The 22829-nt window shown below is 66.0% G+C and carries 18 protein-coding genes; 5 read left to right on the forward strand and 13 right to left on the reverse strand.

The annotated features are described in order from the left end of the window. Window positions 1-13 precede the first annotated feature (13 nt). From dctP to mnmH, 4 genes are all read left to right on the forward strand, one after another. Entirely contained in the window at window positions 14-1000 is a 987-nt protein-coding gene (gene dctP, locus BMW66_RS02405; RefSeq protein WP_093115043.1) for a TRAP transporter substrate-binding protein DctP, read from the forward strand. A 12-nt stretch (window positions 1001-1012) separates the two neighbouring features. Then, on the forward strand, window positions 1013-1540 hold the full coding sequence (locus BMW66_RS02410; protein WP_093115044.1) for a TRAP transporter small permease: 528 nt from the start codon (window positions 1013-1015) through the stop codon (window positions 1538-1540). Next, complete coding sequence (locus tag BMW66_RS02415; protein ID WP_093115045.1) at window positions 1537-2823, forward strand: TRAP transporter large permease; 1287 nt, start codon at window positions 1537-1539, stop codon at window positions 2821-2823. Before BMW66_RS02410 ends, BMW66_RS02415 begins: the two co-directional genes overlap by 4 nt. 62 nt (window positions 2824-2885) lie before the next feature. Next, window positions 2886-3956 (forward strand): tRNA 2-selenouridine(34) synthase MnmH, encoded by a 1071-nt coding sequence (gene mnmH, locus BMW66_RS02420; RefSeq protein ID WP_093115046.1) that lies wholly within the window; start codon window positions 2886-2888, stop codon window positions 3954-3956. Here mnmH and selD read toward each other — a convergent pair. The 7 genes from selD to BMW66_RS02455 all read right to left on the reverse strand — a co-directional run bounded on the left by selD (window position 3943) and on the right by BMW66_RS02455 (window position 15362). Beyond that, window positions 3943-6120, reverse strand: a complete 2178-nt coding sequence (gene selD, locus BMW66_RS02425) for a selenide, water dikinase SelD (RefSeq protein WP_093115047.1) — start codon at window positions 6118-6120, stop codon at window positions 3943-3945. The two genes, mnmH and selD, sit on opposite strands and share 14 nt — an antisense overlap. A gap of 107 nt (window positions 6121-6227) precedes the next feature. Then, on the reverse strand, window positions 6228-7655 hold the full coding sequence (locus tag BMW66_RS02430; protein WP_093115048.1) for a C69 family dipeptidase: 1428 nt from the start codon (window positions 7653-7655) through the stop codon (window positions 6228-6230). A 36-nt stretch (window positions 7656-7691) separates the two neighbouring features. Beyond that, complete coding sequence (locus BMW66_RS02435; RefSeq protein ID WP_093115049.1) at window positions 7692-9728, reverse strand: dipeptide ABC transporter ATP-binding protein; 2037 nt, start codon at window positions 9726-9728, stop codon at window positions 7692-7694. Between the two features lie 3 nt (window positions 9729-9731). Then, window positions 9732-10676, reverse strand: coding sequence for an ABC transporter permease (locus BMW66_RS02440; RefSeq protein ID WP_245729306.1), 945 nt, complete (start codon window positions 10674-10676; stop codon window positions 9732-9734). After that, window positions 10657-11601, reverse strand: a complete 945-nt coding sequence (locus tag BMW66_RS02445) for an ABC transporter permease (RefSeq protein ID WP_093115050.1) — start codon at window positions 11599-11601, stop codon at window positions 10657-10659. The genes BMW66_RS02440 and BMW66_RS02445 overlap by 20 nt, the downstream gene beginning before the upstream one ends. Window positions 11602-11678: 77 nt before the next feature. After that, the gene (locus tag BMW66_RS02450; RefSeq protein ID WP_175483142.1) at window positions 11679-13229 is read right to left on the reverse strand and encodes an ABC transporter substrate-binding protein; all 1551 of its coding nucleotides are present in this window, start codon (window positions 13227-13229) and stop codon (window positions 11679-11681) included. Window positions 13230-13340: 111 nt separating this feature from the next. Beyond that, a complete protein-coding gene (locus BMW66_RS02455; protein ID WP_093115052.1) occupies window positions 13341-15362 on the reverse strand; it encodes a CocE/NonD family hydrolase in 2022 nt (673 codons plus the stop codon). A 134-nt stretch (window positions 15363-15496) separates the two neighbouring features. Between BMW66_RS02455 and BMW66_RS02460 the strand changes: the two genes are divergently transcribed. Next, window positions 15497-16309, forward strand: coding sequence for a helix-turn-helix domain-containing protein (locus BMW66_RS02460; protein WP_093115053.1), 813 nt, complete (start codon window positions 15497-15499; stop codon window positions 16307-16309). 1 nt (window position 16310) lies between these two features. On the opposite strand, the gene glpD is transcribed toward BMW66_RS02460, so the two are convergent. From glpD to BMW66_RS02490, 6 genes are all read right to left on the reverse strand, one after another. Further along, entirely contained in the window at window positions 16311-17888 is a 1578-nt protein-coding gene (gene glpD, locus BMW66_RS02465) for a glycerol-3-phosphate dehydrogenase (RefSeq protein ID WP_093115054.1), read from the reverse strand. Window positions 17889-17982: 94 nt separating this feature from the next. Next, window positions 17983-18960 carry an ornithine cyclodeaminase family protein gene (locus BMW66_RS02470; RefSeq protein WP_093115055.1) on the reverse strand — a complete coding sequence of 326 codons (978 nt, stop codon included), beginning with the start codon at window positions 18958-18960 and terminating at the stop codon, window positions 17983-17985. Beyond that, window positions 18957-19811 (reverse strand): alpha/beta fold hydrolase, encoded by an 855-nt coding sequence (locus tag BMW66_RS02475; RefSeq protein ID WP_139196109.1) that lies wholly within the window; start codon window positions 19809-19811, stop codon window positions 18957-18959. The genes BMW66_RS02470 and BMW66_RS02475 overlap by 4 nt, the downstream gene beginning before the upstream one ends. Further along, window positions 19808-21259 carry a M81 family metallopeptidase gene (locus BMW66_RS02480; protein ID WP_093115056.1) on the reverse strand — a complete coding sequence of 484 codons (1452 nt, stop codon included), beginning with the start codon at window positions 21257-21259 and terminating at the stop codon, window positions 19808-19810. Before BMW66_RS02480 ends, BMW66_RS02475 begins: the two co-directional genes overlap by 4 nt. After that, window positions 21256-21807, reverse strand: coding sequence for a TRAP transporter small permease (locus BMW66_RS02485; protein ID WP_093115057.1), 552 nt, complete (start codon window positions 21805-21807; stop codon window positions 21256-21258). The genes BMW66_RS02480 and BMW66_RS02485 overlap by 4 nt, the downstream gene beginning before the upstream one ends. Before the next feature lie 4 nt (window positions 21808-21811). Next, window positions 21812-22789: a TRAP transporter substrate-binding protein gene (locus tag BMW66_RS02490; RefSeq protein ID WP_093115058.1), complete on the reverse strand. Its 978-nt coding sequence runs from the start codon at window positions 22787-22789 to the stop codon at window positions 21812-21814. Window positions 22790-22829 lie beyond the last annotated feature (40 nt).

The raw sequence follows: 22829 nt of genomic DNA on the forward strand, positions 1-22829 counted from the left end.
GGGAGGAACTATCATGAAGCACCTGACCAAGACGGCCCTGGGCCTTGCCATTCTGGCAGCGGCCCCGACCGGGGCCCTCGCCGCGACCGAGATGCGGTGCAGCCATCAGCTTCCGCCGGCGCACCATATCGCCAAGGTGGTCGATCGCTGGGCCGAAGAGGTGGAAACGCTCTCGGACGGCGAGATCGACGTGCAGATCTTTGGCGCCGACAGCCTTGTGGGCGCGCGCGAGAACATCGTCGCCACCGCCAAGGGCGACATCGAATGCGCCTTTTCGCTCAACTTTCAGTGGGGCAAGACGCTGCCGATCATGAACGTGACCGTGGCGCCCTTTGCCTTCGGTGATATCGAGATCTGGGAAAAATGGCCCGAGTCCGAGGCCGCGGCCTTCCTCGAGGACAAGCTCGAGGAGAAAGGCGTGAAAAATGTTGTCTGGATGTTCCAGACCAATTCCACCGTCTTTACCACGAATGGCGAACCGCTGGTGGCGCCGGAGGATTTCGAAGGGCTGAAATTCCGCGGACTGACTCCACCCTTCGACGCCGCGCTGCGCGCGCTTGGCACGACCCCGACGGCCATGCCCGGCTCCGAGGTCTATCAGGCGCTGGCCACCGGGATCGTTGATGCCGCCCTGACCGATGTCGCCGCCGCCGTGTCGCGCAAATACTTCGAGGTTCAGGACGCCTTCACCGTGGTCCCCGTGCTCTCGGCCTATCTTCACGGCTACCTGAACCCCGAGTTCTACGAGGGGCTGTCGGACAAGTCCAAGCAGGCGCTTGATGAGGCCGGGCTGAAGGCGGCGCAATGGGCCGTCGAGGCATCGGTCGCGGCCAGCGCGGCCGGCCCCGATCAGCTTCGCGAAAAGGGCGTGAAAGTGCATATCGCCACCGACGAGGAGATCGCCAGGCTCGAAAGCGTCATGCGCCCGGCCTTCGACGAGGCGTTCGGTGCGAACGACGCCGACAGCCAGAAGCTCCTCGATCTCATCGACAAGATGTGATCGGGCGACGTGATGCCTGATCGTGAAAACCGGAAGGGGGCGGCCAAGGCCCCCTTCTTTCCCGAACGGCTGGTGACCGGGGTTGTCCGCCTCTGCGGGGCGGTCAGCACGTTTTTGATTCTCGTCATTTTCGTGCAGATCACGACCGCCGTGATCCAACGCTATGTGTTCAACCGCCCAATTCAATGGAGTGACGAAGTCATCGGATATCTTCTTGTGGCGATGGTCATGCTTGGCACGGCAGAGGCCTTCCGGCGCGGCGACCATATTTCCATCGACCTCGTTTCGACACGGCTGAGCCCGCCGATCGCCCGCATTCAGCGCCTTTTCTCGAACCTTTCGGTGATTGCCTTCGCCCTCATTCTCGGTGTCTCCATCTGGGACTCCATCACTTTCGCCTACAGCTTCGGCTCCTACTCCGTGGGGTATGTGGAAATCGAAACCTGGATACCGCAGGTTCCCATTGTCGTCGGCGCCATCCTTCTGGGCGCCATGGCTGCCCTGCGCCTGTTCGCGACGCTGAGAGGAGAGCGCAAGTGACCCTGTTTCTCGTGTTTGCCGGGCTGATCGTGCTTCTTCTGACGGGGATTCCGATCTTTGCCGCCCTTGGCCTGACCGCCAGCGTCATCCTCTTTCTGTTCGAAGGCGACATGGACGGGACAGGCGACGCGGTCTACACCCATCTCAACAAGCCGATCCTGAGCACCATACCGCTTTTCGTGTTCATGGCGCAGGTGATGATCCGCGCCAAGGTGATCGACGATCTTTACGATTTCGCCCATACGGTGATCGGCCATGTGAAGGGCGGTCTTGGCGTCGCCACGGTTCTGGCCTGCACCATTTTCGCGGCCATCTCCGGGTCTTCGGTCGCCACCGCGCTGTCCATCGGGTCGAGCGCGATCCCGCAGATGAAGCGGTTCGGCTACCCGGAACACAACGCCCTTGGCGTCGTTGCCGCGGGCGGCACGCTTGGCATCCTGATCCCGCCATCGGGGCCGATGATCCTCTATGCCATCGTGTCGGAGGCCTCCATCGGCGCGCTGTTCCTTGCCGGGATCGTTCCGGGCGTGCTGCTTGCGCTCGTATTCTCGGTCTACTGCATGGTTCAGGCGCGCACCCACTCCAATATCGACGCACCGGACTGGGCGGGTTGGGCGCGCGCGCGCGCTGCCTTCAGCCGGTCGATCTGGGCGCTTCTGGCCCCCCCGCTGGTGATGGGGGGCATCTACTTCGGCGTATTCACCGCATCCGAGGCGGCGGCGGCCGGATCGCTCTATGCGCTGTTCGTCGCTGTCGTGATCTATCGCGGGTTCGGCCTGCGCGATCTTTGGGAGTGCGCCTATGCCACCATGCGCACTTCCATGATGGTGTTCATGATCATCGCCGGCGCGGCGATGTTCGGCCACGCGATCACCCTCATCCGTCTGCCCGTCGGCGTGACAGAGGCGGTCGTCAACCTCGGGCTGAGCCCGCTCGGCTTCATCCTCGTGGTCATGGTGCTGATCTTCGTGCTGGGGATGTTCCTTGAATCCATCGCCATCATCCTGATCACGACGCCGATCCTGCTTCCGACGATGCTGAGCCTCGGGATCGACCCGATCTGGTATGGCATCCTTCTGATGATCAACCTCGAACTGGCGATGATCACCCCGCCGGTGGGCATGAACCTGTTCGTGATCAAGGGGATCACCGATGCCCCGCTGAGCCGGATCGTGCGCGGGGCAAGTCCCTTCGTGTTTCTGATGCTCTGCGGCATGGCGTTTCTTGTCGCTTTTCCGCAGATCGCCACATGGCTGCCGACGGCCGCGGGCTTCGGCAGGTAAAGCCACGTCTCCCGGCGTGTTGACCTGTGGTCTTTGGCGCCGGGCTGGTCTAGATCGCGGGTATGGCCGAAAGACTCACCTCGCTGCAGGATCTCGCGCAGCTGCCCCATGACGATATCATCGACGTGCGCAGCCCGTCGGAATACGCCGAGGATCACATCCCCGGCGCGATCAGCCTGCCGGTGCTGTCGGATGAAGAGCGGGCGCATGTCGGCACCATCTACGTGCAGCAGGATCGGTTCCTTGCCCGCAAGGTCGGCGCCGCGCTGGTGGCGCGCAATGCCGCCGCCCACCTTGAGGGGCCGCTGGCGGACCGGACAGGCGGCTGGCGACCGCTGGTCTATTGCTGGCGCGGCGGGCAGCGGTCGGGCTCATTCGCGTCGATCCTGGAGCAGGTCGGCTGGCGTGTCGGGCTGATCGAGGGCGGCTACAAGAGTTACCGGCGTCTGGTGGTCGGGGCGATGCACGACACGCCGCTGGCGCATCGCGTGGTGGTGATCGACGGCGGCACCGGAACGGCGAAGACAGATGTCCTGCATCATCTGGCGGACCGCGGCGCGCAGGTGCTCGATCTCGAAGGGCTGGCGGCGCATCGCGGATCGGTGTTCGGCGCGCGGCCCGGCGGGCAGCCGTCGCAGAAGCGGTTCGAGGGGATGATCGCCATGCGGCTGACCGGGATGGACACCTCGCGCCCGGTTTATGTGGAGGCCGAGAGCAACAGGATCGGCGGGGTGTTCGTGCCGCCCGCGCTGTGGAAGGCGATGACCCGCGCGCCGCGCGTGCTGATCGAGGCCAGCGTGGAAGCGCGCGCCGCCTATCTGGTCAGGGCCTATGCCGATCTTCTGGAGGATGGCAGCGCCTTCGGCGCGGCGCTGGCGCAGCTTGCGCCGCATCACGGCAAGGCGCAGATCGCCCGCTGGCAGGAGATGCTCGCCGCCGGAGAGCTTCGGGCGCTGGCGCAGGATCTGATGGAGCGCCACTACGACCCGCGCTATGCCAAGTCGAGCGCCCGTCTCGGCGCGCCGCTGGCGCGGGTGGCGATGACGGACCTTGATGCGGCGGCGCTTGGCCGGGCCGCCGATCGCATCCTCGCGCTGGACCTGCCGCGGCGCGCGCCAGTCAGCGGCACCTGATCACGGCAGGCTCATCGGTCAGATGCCCGATGCGCGCGGCGCGGTGCCCGGCCTGCCGCAACTGCGCGAGAAGATCATCGGCCTCATCGGGGGCGACGGCGGCCAGCAGCCCGCCCGCGGTTTGCGGATCGTGCAGAAGCGTGCCCGTCGCGCCGCGCGCGCCGATCACCGGCGCCGCCTGCGCATTGGCGGTATAGAGGGTGGAGCGATGCCCCGCCCCGGCCAGATACGCCGCCCCGTCATAGGTCGGGATCGCCTCAAGCTCCAGCGCGGCGCCAGTGCTTGACGCCATGCAGATCGCCCGCAGATGCCCAGCCAGCCCGAAGCCCGTCACATCGGTCATCGCACGCGCGCCGCGCAGGATGCGGGCGGCATCGCCCTGCGGCGCCGCCATTTGCGACAGCATCGCGGCGACATCGCGCCCGCGCGCCTGCATCGCCATCTCGGCGGCCAGCAGGGTGCCCGACCCGATCGGCCGGGTCAGCAGGAGCGCATCGCCCGACCGCCCGCCAGCGTGCGTGATCGGCGCTTCGTCGCAAAGCCCCGTAACCGTGAAACCAAGCGTCAGTTCGGCCCCCATCGTCGTGTGCCCGCCCACGATGGCCGCGCCCGCGCCGGTGATCACATCGCCCGCCGCCCGCATGATCTCGCGCAGCGTGCGGGTCTGAAGCGCGGGCGATAGGCGCGGCAGGATCACGTTGATCGTGGCGGCCTGCGGGGCGGCGCCCATGGCCCAGACATCGCCCAGGGCATGCACCGCCGTGATCCGTGCCATCAGCGCCGGATCGAGGATGAACCCGCGCAGGTGGTCGGTGGTGATCACCTGACTTTGCCCGCCCACCGTGAGGATCGCGGCATCGTCGCCCGGCGCGGGGGTGATATCATCGCGCATCGCGGGCGGTGCCCCGGCAACGATCTGCGACAGCACCTCCGCCCCGACCTTTGAGCCGCAGCCACCGCAGAGCGGCTTGCCCCCCGCCAGTTCCTCGCGCACGCCAAGCGTCACCGGATCGGGCAGGCGCGGCGGGGCCATCACCGGGTAGTCGGCAAACTGATCCATGAACTTGCGGTCGATCCGGTCCTTGAGCCACCACATGAACGCGCCGGAGAGGACACGCCCCCATTTCTCCCCCATCGCGGATTTCTTGCCCAGCGAGATGAGCTTGAGGTAATCGCCTTGCGGGGTGAACCGGCGCAGGCTGCCGCCGCTCAGCGCCGCGCGCAGGTTGTCGTGCAGCACCGGCGCGGCGCGCACGGCGAAAACCCCGGCCTTGGGGCGCGGCGCATGGCCCATATGCGCGCAATCGCCGACCGCGAAGAGATCGTCATGCCCGCGCACTTGCAACGTCGGGTCCACCTCGATGAAGCCGCCGTGCAGCGGCAGGCCCGTCCCCGCCAGCCAGCCATGCGGGAAGGCCCCGGCCGATCCGACGATGAATCCGGCCTCGACCGCCTCTCCCCCCTCCAGATGCACGCGGCCCGCCTCAAGATGCGTGATGCGTGCCCCGGTGCGGAAGGTGACATTATTCTCCGCAAGCGCCCGCATCAGTCGCCTTGACGTGGCGGGCGACGTGCCGCTGATGCCGTCTCCGGCCTCCAGAAGCGTGATCACCGGCGTCTGCCCCATGCCGCGCAGGCGGTGCGCCATCGCCATCGACAGTTCCACCCCCGCGATCCCGGCCCCGATCACAGCGACCGACGGCGCGGCCTCCTCCGCCGGCACCGAATCCAGAAAATCGGCCCAGCGACTGGCGTAGGTGTCCAGCGGCTTCGCCCCGGTGGCATGGTCGGCAAATCCCGGCAGCTCGGGCATCTCTGCCGTGATCCCGATATCGATGGAGGCCACGTCATAGCCGATCTCGCCGTGCCCCTCGACGGTGATCGTCTTCTGGCCGGCGTCGATCCCGGTGGCATGCCCCATGATCACGCGCGCCCCGGCGAACCGCGCCAGCCGCACAAGGTCTATGTCAAGCTCTTCGCGCGTGTAATGCCCCGCGATATGCCCCGGCAGCATCCCCGAATAGGGCGCGGCGGGGCCGGGGTTGATCACCGTCAGCCGCGTGCCGGGCAGCGGGGACATGCCCCATTTGCGCAGCACCAGCGCATGGGTATGCCCGCCACCGATCAGCACGAGGTCGCGGGTCAGGGGGATCTGGGTCTGCATCGCGGTGCGCCTCGGAGAATGGTATTCGCCCCTCCTTATCCCAAGGTGCGGGGCGGGGCCATTCACCTGTCCGCGAAATTTCGCGCCCGGCGCTCTGCGGTCCCTGCCTACCAGATCTGCTCCGGTCGAAGCGGCCTGCGCGTGAGATTCAGCGCATCCAGCGCCCGCAGACGCACATACGCGGCGTCCGCCAGCGCGGTGCAGTCAGCCAGTGCTTCGGCCAGCCGCGCATGGCTGTATTCCGTCAGCACCTGCGCGGCGAGCGCCTCCTCTCCGGCATCCAGAAGAATGCCGGCGCTGCGCAGCACATCGCCAAGCGCGGCGTTGACCCGACGCTCCACCGCGCGCCAGTGGTCATCGATCTCTTGCAGGATCGGATCGGGCTTCTGGAAGGCAAGATGCATCAACCGCTTGAAGACATAGACGGCGGATCCGGCGGTCTCGATCCCCTGCGGGACAATCGACACCGTATCGGGGGTCTTGTCATCCTTGCGGAGGTCGAGAAATCGGTGGCTTTCGCCCTTGGTCAGGTAGCGGTGCTGCCGATAGGCGGGGGGCACCGACGACTGGCCGAGAAAGACCGGCAGAAGCGGTGCTGTCGCCGCGCCGACGGGCGCATACCACATCATCCGCAGCGCATCATGCGCGGGGTGGGTGAGAGGCACAACCTGCCCGTAGCCTGCGGTGTCGCCGGTCAGACGTTCGGTGCTGATCGACCAGAACACATCCTCCAGCGTGATCTTTTCGGGACGCGCGGCGCGCGCGCGCATCGCATCCTCGATCCACGCCACCCCGTCCCAGCGATATTTGCCATCGCCATAGATCCGGTTGACGTGAAACGGCCCTTCTGCCGGGTCATACCATCCCTTCTCGATGGCGGTTTCGAAGAAATGCGGCGGAAAGAGGAAATCCGCGTTCGGCTCTTTCGGGATCTCGGCGATGTAGCCGGGGCGCGAGGCGCGGATGCTGTCGGGGCCAAGCCGCTCCGCGCACCACAGGCCCTTGCCGCCCGCGAACTCGATCACCACCCATGCCTCGTCCGGGTCCGCAATGATGTGAGAGTTGCCGCCATAGGTGGAATAGCCGTGCTCCGAGATCAGCGCCCCGATCAACTCCACCCCGTCGCGGGCGGTGCGGGCGCGTTCCACGACGAAACGCGCCAGATCGGAATAATTCGGCCCGCTCTGGTCTCGGGGCGTCATTGCGATCAGATCCCTGCGCGAGGTGGACCAGATGTCGCGCACCGCCACCCCGTGTTCATTCAGCCCGCCATTCGTCAGCGGTGCGGGCACGCCGAGGTAGTAGCTATAGCTCACGCGGATATTGCGCGCCGTCCGCGCCGCCTGCGGTATCTCGCTCAGCCGTCCGGGCATATCGGCCTGCGGCGTGACGCCGACGGTGACGGTGCTGCCGGGCGCGTGATCCTGCCGCGGGTTGATCTCGAGCCAGTGGCTCGACGGCTCATCGCCATATCCGGCCAGATAGGGGATACCGTCGGCGGTATGGTTCCGCCCGATATAGATACCATAGCTCATGGTCTTCACTCTTCTTGTTCTTGTGATGTCGTGGGTTCAGTTCAGCGGAAAAAAGCAGGCGTGGCTGCGTCCGCCCTCAAGCTCGTAATGCGGCGGTTTCTCACCCCGGCAGCGATCCTGCACATAGGGGCAGCGGGTTGCGAAGTCGCAGCCCTTCGGCCGGTTGAGCAGGCTCGGCACCTCGCCCGAAATCGACACATGCGCCCGGCGCCTGTCCGGGTCGGGTTGCGGCACGCCCTCGACAAGGGCCTGCGTGTAGGGATGCACCGGATTGCGGAAAAGCTCCGCGGTGTCGCCCTGCTCCACGATCCGGCCCAGATACATGATCGCCAGCCGGTCCGCGATGTGGCGCACCACAGGCAGGTTGTGGGTGATGATCAGGTATCCCAGCCCATGCTCGAACTGAAGGTCGGCCATCAGGTTGAGGATCTCTCCCTGCACCGACACATCGAGCCCCGCCGTCGGTTCATCCGCGATAATCAGCTTGGGATTGAGCGCCAGCGCCCGCGCCACGCCCACGCGCCGCGCCTGCCCGCCCGAAAGCTCATGCGGATAGCGCGACAGGAAGGGTTTGGGCAGGCGCACCATATCGGCGAGCCGTTCGGCCTCCTTGTCCAGATCGACGCCGGTGATGCCGTGGATCTGGAACGGCTCGGTGATCAGCGCGCGCACCGACTTGCGCGGGCTGAGAGAGCCGACCGGATCCTGAAACATCATCGCCATGTCGCGGCGCAACGGCTTGAACCGCCCTTCGGGCATGTTGCGGATCTCGTTGCCCTCGAACCGAACGGACCCGCCCTGCGCCCTGACAAGGTTCAGGATCGTGCGCCCCAGCGTCGTCTTGCCGGAGCCGCTCTCGCCCACAAGGCCCACGGTCTCGCCCGGACGCACCGACAGGCTCACGTCGAGCACCGCGTCCACATGCCGGGCCTCGACGCCGCGCAGCTTCGCGCGGATCGGTCCCATCGTCTCGAACTGCACGTTCAGCGCGCTGACATCGAGCAGCGGCTCCGCCGAGGCGACGGTGGCGGATTTGAGCGCGGTTTCCTGCCCCCGCCCGACGGTGTTCACCTCGTGCGGCGGCGGCCAGGACGGGTCCGCCAGCGGCCCGTCAAGCAGATGGCAGCGGGCGAAATTGCCGGCGCTGCGCTCTACATCCGGTGGGGTGATCTGCCGGCATTCCGGCATCACCCGCTGGCAGCGCGGCGCGAAGATGCAGCCCTGCCGCGGCCGCGTCAGATCGGGAATTTCGCCGGGGATCACCGGCAGCTTGCGCGACACGTCGTCGATCCGCGCCGGATCGCATTCCAGAAGCGCGCGAGTATAGGGGTGCTGCGCGTTGTGAAAGATCTCGCGCACCTCGCCGGCCTCGATCACCTCTCCGGCATACATCACCACCACATCGTCGCACAGTTCCGCGATCAGGCCGAGGTTGTGCGAGACCACGACAACGGTGGCGTCCAGTTCGTGCTGCAACTCCTGCAACAGATGGATGATCTGCGCCTCCATCGTCACGTCGAGCGCGGTGGTCGGCTCATCGGCCAGCAGAAGCTTCGGCCCGGTCAGGAGCGCCATGGCGATCCCGGCGCGCTGCCGCATCCCGCCCGAGAAATGGTGCGGATACTGGTCGATGCGGCTGGCCGGATCGGGGATGCCGACCTTGCCCAGCATCTCCACCGCCAAACGGCGCTTTTCGGCCGCCGAGACGTTGCGGCGGCGATAGAGGATGTCGAGCATCTGCTGCCCATAGGTCAGAACCGGGATCTGGCTTGTCATCGGGTCCTGGAAGACCACGGAAATCTCCTCTCCGCGCGCGGCGCGCAGGGCGGCCTCTCCGGCGTGCAGCAGATCGCGCGCGCCGAACTGCACCTCGCCGGATGTCACCTCGGCGTTCTTGGCCAACAGCCCAAGAATCGCCCAGAGCACGGTGGACTTGCCCGACCCGCTTTCGCCGACAATGCCGACGATGCGGTTCTTGCGCACCGGAAAGGAGACGTCGCGCAGGGCCTGCACCCGGCCGCGCGGCGTGCGGAAATCGACCGAGAGATTGCGAATGTCGAGAAGCGTTTCCATGCCTCAGCGCCCCTTGCCCATGCGTGGATCGAAAATGTCGCGCAACGCCTCGCCCAGAAAGGTGAAGCCTAGCGTCGTAAGGATCAGCGGAATGCCCCCCGCGATCACCATCCATGGCGCATCGCGGATCACCAGATACCCCTCGTTGAGGATCGTGCCCCAGCTTGCCGTGGGCGGCAGAACGCCAAGCCCGAGAAAGCTCAGCCCCGCCTCGACCGTGACCACCACCGGCACATCCATCGCCGCCAGGATCATCAGCGGGCCCACCACATTGGGCATGATATGATGCCACAGCGTGCGGATCGTGCTGGCCCCGAGGGAGCGTTCGGCCAGAATGAAGTCGGTGTTCTTGAGCGTCAGTGTCGCGGTGCGCGCCACCCGCGCATATTGCGGAATAGAGGTGACGATCACGATGATGAGCACCATCCCCATGCTCGGCCCCGCGAGCGCCACCATCGCCAGCGCCAGAACGATGGTCGGAAACGACCGCACCGTGTCGAACGCGAGCAGCAGCAGATTGTCGAGCCAGCGCGGCCCGAAGCCCGCGATCATCCCGAGCACCAGCCCGACCAGAAGCGCCACCGACACCCCGATCGCCGCGATCTTGAGCGCGACCTGCCCGCCGTAAAGAATGCGCGAGAAGGTGTCGCGCCCAAGCTGATCGGTCCCCGCCAGATGCTCCAACGACGGGGGCGACAGACGCGCCGGAATGTCGAGCGTATTGGGCTCATACGGGGCCAGCCATGGCGCGAAAATGGCGCTGGCGAAAAACAGAAGGACAAGGATCAACCCGGTCAGGCCCTGCCAGTTCGTGACGAACATGAGCAGCTTCTCGCGCCGTTCACGGGCGGCGGATTCAAGGACTTCGGCTTCGGAGACGTGATCGGGCAGGCCCGATGCGTCTACCGCCGGAATGCCGGTTTCGGGTTCAGAGCGATTCTCGGACACGGGGATCCAACCAGGCTATAAGGATGTCGGAAAACAGGACGACGAAGATGTAAAGCGATGTGGCCACGAGGACCGCGCCCTGCACGATGGGGAAGTTGCGCGCCATCACGGAATCGAAGATGAGCTTGCCGATACCGGGACGGGAAAAGATGATCTCGGCAAAGACGGTGGCGGAGATCAGACCGCCGAACCCCATCCCGATGAGCGTGATGGTCGGAAGGATCGCCACCCGCAACGCATAGCCGAACACAACCTTGCGCGGATGCAGCCCGAAGGCCCGCGCCGAGCGGATGTAATTTTCGCCCATGACTTCGAGCATGGAGGCGCGCACCATGCGGGCGAGATAACCCACCCAGCTCAGCCCGATGGCAAAGGCCGGCAACACCAGATGGCTGAGCTGGTCGCCGAACTCTCCCGGCTCTCCGGCACCGATGGCCGGCAGCCAGCGCAGATGCACGGCAAAGATCAGCAGCGCCCAGATCGACACGAGGAACGACGGCACCGCGATGGTGCCCACCGACAGCACGCCGGTGATCCGGTCAAGCCAGCTATTGGGTTTCACGGCGGCAAGGCAGCCCAGCGGAATACCCAGAAGCATCGCCCATCCCATCCCTGTCGTGACCAGCGCCAGCGTGAAGCCGATCCGCTCCATGATGATCGTGGTCACCGAGCGGTTGGAAAACACGTCCACGCCCAGATCGCCCTGCAACACGTTGCCGATGTAGATCACGAACTGCCGCCAGACCGGCTCATCGAGATGCATCTTCTCGGCGTAGCGCGCGATCGCCTCTGGCGTGGCGCGGGGGCCGAGCGCGATGGTCGCCGGATCGCCCGGAATGAAATACAGCAGCGAGAACAGCACCAGAATGACAAGGCAGACCACCGCCGCCGACAACCCGAGCCGCTTGATGAGGTAGAGGAGCATCCGTTCTTCATCCTCTGCAAGTGAAGGGCATCCCGCGCGCCGGGGCGCGCGGGACCGCGATCAGAACGGCCCGCAGGTCAGGCCTTGTCGAACAGACGGTAGTTCAACTCGCCCGACGGCGCGGCGTTGACGTCGATGTCCGTGGTATGCACGAAGGCTTCGGGCTCATGGTTGATCCAGAGATAGGCCCCGGTATCCTCCATGATTTCCTGCATCCGCACATAGATCGCTTCACGCTTTTCCGGGTCGGTCTCGACGATCCCCTCCTGATAGAGGCGGTCAAACTCCGGATCGGTCCAGCGTTCCCAGTTCCATTTGCCGACCTGATCGGACACGAACCATTGCGCGGCCTCATAGGGGTCGGGCGTGGTGCCGAAGCGCATGATCCAAAGCTCCAGATCCTTCCAGGTGTCGCCCTTGCTTTCCTGACCCATCTCCCAGTAGGGGCCGCTTTCGACCGGCAGCACCTTCACCGTGATGCCGATGGCGCCGAGGTTGGCCTGAATGATCTGGGCCGCCAGCATCCGCTCCTGATTGTTGAGCGTGCGCAGCGTCAGTTCCAGACCGGAGACCCCGGCCTCTTCCAGAAGCGCGCGCGCCTCCGCCGGGTCATAGCTGTAGCCGCTCTGATCGCGGTTGCCGATCAGGCCCGGGCAGATGATCCCGTGCGATTTCGACGTGGTGCCCGAATAGGCGCCCTGAAGGATGGAATCCACGTCCACCGCGCGCTGGATCGCCTTGCGCACGCGGATGTCCTGCAACTTGGGATGGTCGGTGTTCATCCCCATCCACATGTATTGCAGCTCACCCGCAACGGTGATCTCGGTATTGTCGGGCATGTTCTTGGTATAGCGCGCCAGCGTGTCGGCGCCCACCTCGGTGCAATCCAGCTCTCCGGCCTCGAAGGCCAGCTCGGCGGCCTTCACCTCGGAGATCACGTTGGCCTCGATCCGCTCGAACGCCGGTTTCGGGCCGGCCCAGTCGGGATTGGCGTGGAAGATCACGCGCTGACCGGGGATCGCCTCATAGGTATAGGGTCCGCAGACCGCCGGGAATTCGTTGGTGAACTCGCCGCCCGCGTCCTTGACCGCCTGTTCGCACAGCACCGCGCCGGGGCCGTGGCAGAGCGTGATCATGATGAACGGCGCGAACGGCTCGCTGAGCACGATGGTGCCGCTGCGCTCTCCAGTCACCTCGACATGATCCATGGCATCGAAATAGCCCGACCAGTCGGTGCCCTTCATCCGTTCATAGGAGAATTTCACATCCGAGGCCCGCACCGGGCCATAGCCGTTCGACCACACCAGCCCCTCGGCCAGCTCGAAATCGATATGCGTCGGATCGCGCTGTTCCAGCTTGGTGACGAAATAGGTCGGCGCCCAGTCGAAGCCCTCTTCGGTGCGGTCATACTGCGCAAGGAACGGCAGGCATTGCTTCTGCGCCTCGATCTCCGTGCCGCCGGACATGTAGCCCGGGTCAAGAATATCGTTGTCTCCGTCCAGCCGCAGCCGCAGCACCGATCCGGCCTGCGCGAACCCCGCCGTGGGCAGGGCGGGCATAAGCCCCATCGCGCCGATCGCCGCCGTCGAGGCGAGAAAGCCGCGCCGTGTTGTTCCGCTATGTTTCATGGTGGTCCTCCTGTTTTCAATGTGTTTGAGGGAATTATTCATCTTTATAACGCACCCCTCCAGTTCGCAGTCATTCGCCATATGACGCGATTACCGCGCCATATAGCGTCATTACCCATGATTTCGTGGAACTCGCTCATCCCATTCGATCTCCTTGACAAGCACCCTACCCTCCCATGCGCGCAGCCGGGCGCGGATGATGAAATCGCTTCGGTCCGTCCTCATGGTGGTTTCGGTCTTCGTCAGCACAGACCAGTCGCCACGCTGCATCCCGTAGGTCCATTCGCAGCGCCCCGAGGCCGATGTCACATCGTCATGCGCAATTCTGTAGCTCTCAACCCCCTCTTTGCGCAGCGTCAGGTCGTTGTCATGCAACCGGAAGACCCCGGCACCGTCGGCGATCTGCATCTCGGTGCATCCGTTCGCGGCATCCTCCAGAACGCGGAAATAGACTTCCGGCGCCTCGATCTGGTCCATGCCCGGCGGCGGCCCGGCCTCCGGCGCGCCGAATGCCGGCAGTTCGTCATCCTCCGGCCGCGCCGCCCGAAGCGGCAGGGACAGCGCGCTGCCCGCGCTGTGCAGTGTCAGGCGCACCGGCTCCGGCGCGGGCCAGATCATCGGGAAATAGCTGGTCGAGATCGCCAGCCGAAGCCGGCGGCCCGCGGCAAAACTCTGCGCCACGTGTTTCATCGGGATCTCGATGTCATAGATCTCGCCGGGCACCAGCGCCTCGGGCACCTCATGCCCGTTGCGATGGGTCAGGTTGAACACCCCGAAGGACACGCGGGTGGATCGGCCATCGGCGTCCACATCGCAGATCCGCGCGGCGACCTGCGCCACCGGGCGGTCCACGCTCACCCGCAGGCGCACGATGGCATCGCCCGCCATCTCCAGCGGCGCGGATAGCGGGTCTGTCTCGAAACACAGGCTGCCGCCATCCTCGGCGCGCTGATCCAACGGCGCGTCGCCCGGCTTGGAATAGCCGCACCATTTGCCAGAGGCCATGCCCACCGTCGCGGGCGAGTGATGCGTGAACTCCGCCGCCCCCTCGGGCGCCTCGCGCCGAAGCCCGCCATCGGGGCAAAGGTGAAAATCGGTGCGCGCCACATGGGGCGAGGGCCAGCACGGCTCCGCGATCCAGCGGCCGGGCCGATGCTCGTAATGCCCCTGTGGCGGCACGCTGTCCTGCATGTAAAGGCGCAGCATCGGCTCCTCCATGATACCGGTCTCCCGCCCCTTGAGCCAGTGATCCCACCAGCGCAGCTCATCCTTCAGAAACCCGATCGCCGGACCCGGTTCGCCCATATGCGGGTAGCGGTGCGCCCATGGGCCGACCAGACCCTTCTTCGGGCCCTGCAAATGCTCCATGAGGCGAAAGACGCTGCGGCAATAGCCATCGGCCCAGCCCGACACCGCGTAAACCGGGATCCGGATCTTCGACCAGTCCTCGCAAACCGATCCATGCTTCCAGTAATCGTCGCGCGCCTGATGCTCCAGCCAGGTCTTGAGCCACAGACCGCTTCCCTCAAGCCGCTGCATCCACATCTCGCGCCACTTCGCCCCGACATTGGCCGGATCGGGCGGCAGCGTGTTGCGCCCGAACATGATCGAGGCCCAACTCAGCTGCTCGCCCAGCAGACAGCCCCCCATGTAGTGAATGTCGTCGGCATAGCGGTCGTCGGTCGAACACAGCGTGATGATCGCCCGGAGCGCGGGCGGCTGCATCGCGGCGATCTGCAAGCCGTTGAATCCGCCCCATGAAATCCCGATCATGCCGACAGTGCCGTCGCACCATGGCTGATCCGCGATCCAGGCGATGGCGTCGACGCCGTCCTGCAATTCCTGCGCGGTGTATTCATCGACCATCAGCCCCTCAGAATCGCCCGCCCCCCGCAGGTCGAGCCGGATCACAGCATAGCCATGACCCGCCAGATAGGGTTGCATCGAAGCGTCGCGCTCCGTGGTGAGGTCGTTCTTGCGATAGGGCAGATATTCAAGGATCGCGGGCACCGGCGCCGCCTCCGCCCCGTCGGGAATCCAGATCCGCGCGGCCAGGATGCATCCGTCAGGCATCGGCACCTCGACGTGGCGATATTCCTTCACCGCGTGGGGATACTCCGTGACATGTTTCATATGCTTTCCCGCCCCTGTCTTTCGCCTGTCGCAACGCGACGCTCACGCGACAGCCTCGAATACGGCCGGGCGAATCTCAACTTCGCGCCCCTTCGCGCCTTGACACTCTTTTCGCGTCAGTGTGCACTAGGGGCATGACGAATGACTTTGCCACGAATCTTTCATTGCTGTGCAGCTATCACCGCTCCATCGCAGAGGTCTGCCGCAAGCTGGACTTCAACCGGCAGCAGTTCAACAAGTATCTGGCCGGGCAATCGCGCCCCTCGCGCCGCAACATGCGCCGGATCTGCGATTTCTTCGGCGTGACCGAGGCCGAACTGCTGATGGAGGCCGCGCCCTTCGAGGACATGATCTCGCTGCGCCGCAAACCCGCGCAGGAAACCGAGTTGAGCAAACCGCTCCAGCATCTCGAAAAGCTCTATCATTCAAGCCAGAGCCTTGAAAAATATGTCGGATTCTACTTTCGCTATTTCTTTTCATTCGGCAATCCGGGGCTGATCATCCGCTCTCTCGCGTCCGTCTATCCCGAGGAGGGAAAATACTACTGGCGCAATATCGAGATCCTGCGCAAACCCGGCGAAAGGGTCGCCTCGGGGCTGAACAAATACGACGGGGCGCTGTTCTACCTCGCGGACCGCATCTACGTCATGGAATACGAGACGCTGGAACGCAATTCCATCACGTCGGTCACACTCTACCCAAGCCACCGCCACAGGCTCGACCGGCTCGTGGGCATCCAGACCGGTGGGCCGACGCGGCGCGGGCGCAAACCCGGCGCCTCGCGCGTGGTGCTGGAATTTCTCGGAAAGGACATCGACGTGAAGGCGGCGCTGCGCAAATGCGGGCTCTTCCGCCCCGAGGACGGCGCGATCCGAAAGGAAACCGTGAACCTCATCCGCAACGAGATCGGCCCCGGCGCCTTCGTCCTCGATGTGGAAGAACCCTGAGCTATCCGCGCGCCATCCACGCCTCCAGCGCGGCCGCCTCCTCCGCGCTCAGCCGCAGGCCCAGCTTGCCCCGCCGCCAGAGCACATCGTCCGCCTCACGCGCATATTCGCGGGTCATCAGCCACGTCACCTCCCGTTCGGTCAGTGTCGCGCCGAAATCACGGCCCAGATCCCGCGCGCTGCCGGCCTGCCCCAGTACCGCCCACGCCTCTGTACCATAGGCGCGGATCAGCCGCCGCGCCCAGCTTTCGGTCACAAACGGGTAGTCCCCCCGCAGCCGCGCCATCAGCGCCCCGGCGCCATCCACCGCGAAATCCCCGCCCGGAAGCGGCACGCCCGCCGTCCATCGCCCCGGCAGGCCGGGGAAATGGTTCGCCACCTTCTCCAACGCGCTTTCGGCCAGCCGCCGGTAGGTGGTGATCTTGCCGCCAAAGACATTGAGAACCGGCGCGCCGCCCGCCTCCTCCACCGTCAGCGTATAGTCGCGCGTCGCCGCCGTGGCGCTGCGCGTGCCGTCATCGTAAAGCGGCCGCACCCCGGAATAAGTCCAGACGATATCCTCGCGCCGCACCGGCACGCGGAAATATTCCGACGCGAAGGCGCAGAGATAGTCCTGCTCCGCCTCGGTGCAGACCGGCGGCACCGACGGGTCGGGATGATCCTCGTCGGTCGTGCCGATCAGCGTGAACTCCCCCTCATAGGGAATGACAAAGATGATCCGCCCGTCGCGCCCCTGAAAGAAATAGCTCTTGTCGTGATCAAAGAGGCGCCGGGTGACGATATGGCTTCCGCGCACCAGACGCACGCTTGCCCCGGTGTCGATGCCAAGGCGCGACGCGATCACCTCTCCGGCCCATGGGCCCGCCGCGTTGATCAGCATCCGCGCCCGGACCGTGCATTCGGCGCCGGTGCCGGTCTCGCGCAGTGTCACACGCCAGATCCCCGCCTCCGGCACCGCACCCGTCACCTCGTGGCGCACGAGAATATCCGCGCCGCGCACCGCCGCGTCGCGGGCGTTGAGCACGACAAGCCGCGAATCCTCCACCCAGCAATCGGAATATTCAAAGGCGCGGGTGAAGGCGTCCTTCAGCGGCGCGCCCTCCGGCCCGCTGCGCAGATCGCGCGTCGTCGTGCCCGGCAGGATCTTTCGTCCGCCCAGATGGTCATAGAGGAACAGACCCAGCCGGATCATCCACGCCGGGCGCCGCCCGCGCATCCACGGCATCAGGCGCGACAGGAACCGCGCCGCCGGGGTGCTGGTGTCGAACCGCATCCCCGGATGCAGCGGCAGGACGAACCGCATGGGCCACGCGATATGCGGCATCGCGCGCAACAGCGTCTCGCGCTCCTTCAGCGCCTCGCGCACCAGCCGGATCTCGAAATACTCCAGATACCGCAGCCCGCCGTGAAACAGCTTGGTGGACGCCGAGGAGGTGGCGGAGGCCAGATCGCCCCGCTCCGCCAGCGTCACCGAAAGCCCCCGGCCCGCCGCGTCCCGCGCGATGCCGCAGCCGTTGATTCCGCCTCCGATCACGAAAAGATCGCAAATGCCGTCTTCGTCTGCTCGCGCCTGCTGCATACCGGCCCCCTTGCCCCGCGCCCGGACATGGCCGCAAGCGCGGCCCGGTGTCAACGCCGGGGCGCGCGCTGCCGTGGCGGCAACGGGCCGGGGATCAGAGCGTGACCGCCTGCCCCGCCCCTTCGGCCTCCGCCCGGCCAAGGACGTGATGGGCCGCCGCCAGATCCTGCGCCGCCACCCCGAGAGAGCGATAGGCCGTGATCTGCCCAGTGTCGCCGCGCCCCGGCACCCGGCCCAGCAGATGCGCGCCGATCTCGCCCATCAGATCCCCGGCCGACAGCTTTCCGGCGGCGATCATCTCCACGATCTCGCCCGCCTGCGCCAGCGTCGAAGGCATGTAATCGACCCAGACCGAAGCGCGCTCCACCAGCGCGTCGTCCACCTCGCGCATCGACGGGATGGACGAGCCGACGATATTGAGATGCGCGCCCTCGGGCACCCAGTCGCCCATCAGGATCGGCGTGGGAGAGGCCGTGACCGTGCAGATCAGGTCCGTCCCCTCCACCGCCGCGCGGCAGTCGTCCCCATGCGCCACGCTCAGCCCCGGATAAAGCGCCTGCGCGCGAAGCGCGAACGCCTCCGCCTTGCCGGCCGAGCGCCCGGCCACATGCAGATGCGTGACCGGGCGCACCGCCATCATCGCGTCAAGGTGATGTTCGGCCTGCTCGCCATAGCCGAGGATCGCCAGCCGCGACGCCTCCTCGCGCGCCAGCGCGCGGGTCGCCACCGCGCTCGCCGCCGCGGTGCGCACCGCCGTCAGCAGCCCCGCATCCATCATCGCCACCGCGCCGCCGGTCTCCGCCTCGAACAGGACAATCGCGCCGCGATGCGAGGACAGCCCCTTTTCGGGATTGCCGGGAAACAGGCTCACCAGCTTGACCCCGTAACAGGCCGGATCGCCGATGGAACCGGGCATCACGCCCATCCGGTTGGCCCCGCCCACCGGCACCACGGACCGCAGCGGCAGTTCCGCGCCGCCGTCGGACACCTGCCGCATCACGCGGTCGATCACCTCTATCGCTTCTGTCATCGGTAGAAGCCGCGCCACATCCTCATGCGTCAGAACGATCACAGCACCCGCTCCTCTTGTGTGCCCCAGTCCGGCCCCGTCACCTCAAGGCCCATCGCCTGCTCCAGCAGCGCGGTATAGGTCTGCGGCCGCGCCACATAGGGGAAATGCCCGCCCGTGGCGAACCGATAGGCCACCCCCGGCGCCAGTTTTTCGCGCAGGCCCGCGCGCTTTTCCGGCGGGATCAGCGGATCGTCATCCGCCTCTATCGTGATGCGCGCCGCGCGCGGCAGGGTCACCTCCGGCAGTTCGGGCGCGGATTTCAGCGCCTTGAGCCGCGTGCGCAATTCCGGCTCGGGGATGCGTCCGCCCACCTCGCCCAGCAAAAGCTCCACTAGATCGGCCTGTTCGGGATGGCTCACACCCCATGCCGACAGCCCCTGCTCGAAACCGGCGCGCAACTCTTCCACCAGCACCGCATCGAGATCGAGCGCATAGGGCATCCGCGTCTCATAGCCTGCGGTGGAACTCATCGTGTTGGCCGCGAACACCCGCACCACCCGTCCGGGATGAACCGCCGCGAAATACTGCACCAGATAGCCACCCAGCGACGAGCCGAGCACCGAGGCGCGCGCAATGCCAAGCCTGTCCATCAGCGCGGCGAGATCATCCGCCCACTCGCTCACACCGCCCGACGCGGGATAGGTCAGCGCCACGATCCGCAGCCGCGCGCGCAGCGCCTCGATCTGCTGCCAGAAGATGTCGCCCCGCCCCAGCGTGCCGGGAATGAGGATCAGCGCCTCGTCCCCCTCCGCGGTGTCGATATAGCCCCATTCACGGCCCCCGAAGGACGCGCGGGTTTCCGGCATGGCATCGGCGAACGCATCGCGTGCGGCAATCAGCGGATTGGTCATTGGAACGGATCCTCCACGGCGGGCCAGTAATCGCGCGCCCGCTTGGTATAGGGAATATTGGCATAATCGGGCGTGATGGAGCCGGGGGTCGCCACCGGAATCACCTTCGACGCGATCGGCGCGAACCCGGCCTGATAGTGGTTCGACGATTTCACGCAGACGTATTTCCGCTCGGCCAGCCTGATCCCCATGTTCTCGAAGGCTTCAGGGTGGAAGGTCTGCGTGCGGGTGTCGTTCACCAGAATGTCGATCCCGTCGCAATGCAGCCACACCACCTCGCCCAGCGGCGCGGGCAACTCTCCGAACCGCTGCGTCAGGCCCGAGGCCACGCGCCGGACCGTCACCGTCAGATCGAGCGGATCGCCCGACACCGGCCCGCATTTCCCGCCAAGCCGGATGGGCAGCGTCGCGCCCTCGCCCGCCTCCTTGCAAATACGCACCACCACCGGATCCCAGAAGATGCCCGTGGCCACGCCCTGCATTCCCCGCTCCAGCATCGCGCGCAGCAGGAAGGTCGCGTCCGACGGCGCTCCGCCGCCGGCATTGTCCGACACATCCGCGAGCACCACCGGCCCGGCCGGCTCCGCCTCCGCCTGATCGAGCGCGGTGTCGATATCGGGCATCTCGCGGTGCAACTCATGGCGCAACGCGAAAAGCGCCTCGCCCAGACGCCTCGCCTCGGTCTCGGCGTGCTCTGCATCACCGTCGCAGATCGCCAGCGCCCGCGCGCCCACGCGCGGATGATCGCCCCAAGGGAAGCTGTGCGCCACCGCCAGCATCAACACGCCGTCCTTACCCTCGCGCGCGATCATGTCATCGACAAACCCGCGCATCGGTTGCGCCGGGGTCGGCATGGCAAGGATCATCCGGCAATCGAAATCGCGCATGACGGGGGCAATCTCGCCGCGCGCGGTGCGCGATGCCAGATCGAACAGATCGCCCGCCCGCTCGGGAATATCCACGTGTGGATACTCCTTGTAAGGCACCAGAAGCGTGGCTTTCGTCATCATCTGGTCGGTCAGGAAACAATGCGGATCGAGAAGCCCGCCAATCACCGCATCGGGCGCAATCGCGCGCGCCCCGGCGATCAGCTCTCCCTCGCAGTCGTCGTATCCATCCGCGATCATCGCGCCATGCAGGCTGAACAGGATGATATCCACCGGCCCCGCTGCCCGCAGGTCCGACAGGATCTCGTCGCGGAACCCCTCGAAGACGGATTTGACCGTGGGCCCCGATGGCTGCGCCGCGGTGGCCAGCGATTCCACCACCTCCCAGCCCTCGGCCTCGGCCCGCTCACGCCAGATGTGAAGCGCCGCGGTCCAGTAATGCATCTCGTGGCGTGTGCCATCGCCGTGATAGATCCCGGCCTCCTCGAAGCTGGCCAGCCCGGTGGGCAGGGGCGAGAAGGAGTTGCTCTCCGTGCTCAGCCCGGCGATGAATAATCTCATGTCTCGATATCCTCTCTCGGTGTCTCGTTCGCGGGCAGGCGCCCCGAGGCGCGCACCAGTATCCCCGCCGTCATGTGAATGACGATCAGCACGAAGGCGACCGGCACCGCCGCCGTGAAAAAGATCATCGGAATCTCAAGCATCTCGGCCTGCCGGTTGAGACTGCGGCCCAGAAATCCGCGCGCCGGGTCCATCCGGGCATTGAAGACCGAATACCAGATCACTGGCGTCGCAAAGATCACAACGCCCGCCCCCCGGATGAGCGACAGCGCCATGCCCGTCCCGCCACGATAGTGGCGCATGGCCGGGAACAGCGTGGGATCGGCCCCCGCGCGAAACGCGCAGGAGGCGCCCAGCATCCCGGCCCAGACCATGCCGCGCCGCGACAGTTCCTCTGTCCAGATCGGTGGCGCGTCAAGAACATAGCGCGCCACCACCTGCCAACTGGCCGACAGCAACATGACCAGCAGCGCCAGCACCGCCCCCCAAAGGGCGATGCGGTTGAGCGCGGCGGAAATCCTGTCAACGTGATCGGCCAGCCGGATCATCGGATCACTCGCCCTTCGCGGCGTCCCAGGCCGCGATCTGCTCGGCGCTCAGAAGCCCGCTTTGATAGGCCGGGGCAGAGGCTTCAAGGAACTCCTGACGGGCCTCCTGATCAAGCCGCACGACCTCGACGCCGGCCTCTTCGAGCTTGTCCATCACAGCATCCTGCGTGCCGAGCCATTCACGGTTGGCCTCGGTCGCGGCGGCGACGGCGGCATCGACAGTGGCCCGCTCATCGTCGCTCAGGCCCTGATACCAGTCTTCGGAGGCGATGGTGATCCGCAGCGACGGCGTGACGCGCGCATCGGTGAAATGCTTGAGGAAATCGGTATGCCCGAACAGAAGCGGCACGAAGGCCGGGTTCATGTATCCGTCCGCCACCCCGGTCTGAAGCGCGTTCGGCACCTCGGCCCAGCTTACGATGGTGCCGGCCGCGCCCCATGCCTCGTAAAGCTCGATCTGGCTTTCGTCGAGGGCCCGCATCCGCAGCCCTTCCATGTCAGAGACCGACCGCACCGGGCGCTTGGTGTTGAAGATGCCGCTGGACTGCCCCACGGTATTGACCGCCAGCACGCGCACGCCTTCGGGCGTCGTGGCCTCGTTGATCTGCGCCAGCATCCCACCTTCGTTCAGGGCGCGATCGACCTGCTCCATGTCGCGGAAGAAATACGGCAGCCGCAGCCCGTAGATCAACTTGTCGAGCGAGCCCACGATATTGAGCGGCGACATCGACACCTCCAGAAGCCCCTGGCTCACCTGGTCGAACAGCTCGTCATCGCCGCCAAGTGCGCCGCGCTGGTATTCCTCGGCCTCCATGCCGTTCTCGTTGAGGTATTCGGCGAAGGCATGCGCCCAGACGTAGCTGCCCGAGCCGTCAAGATCCGGCGGGCTGTCCAGCGCGATCTTCACCTGCGCCGACACCGCCGGGGCAAAGGCCACCGAGGCGGCCAGCATCGCCGCTCCGAAAATATGTCTGATGGTCATGGTTCTGTCTCCCTTGTTGGATTGGTCTTTTGGTCTGGTT

Origin of the sequence: Salinihabitans flavidus (assembly GCF_900110425.1) — a bacterium.
Lineage (GTDB): Bacteria > Pseudomonadota > Alphaproteobacteria > Rhodobacterales > Rhodobacteraceae > Salinihabitans > Salinihabitans flavidus.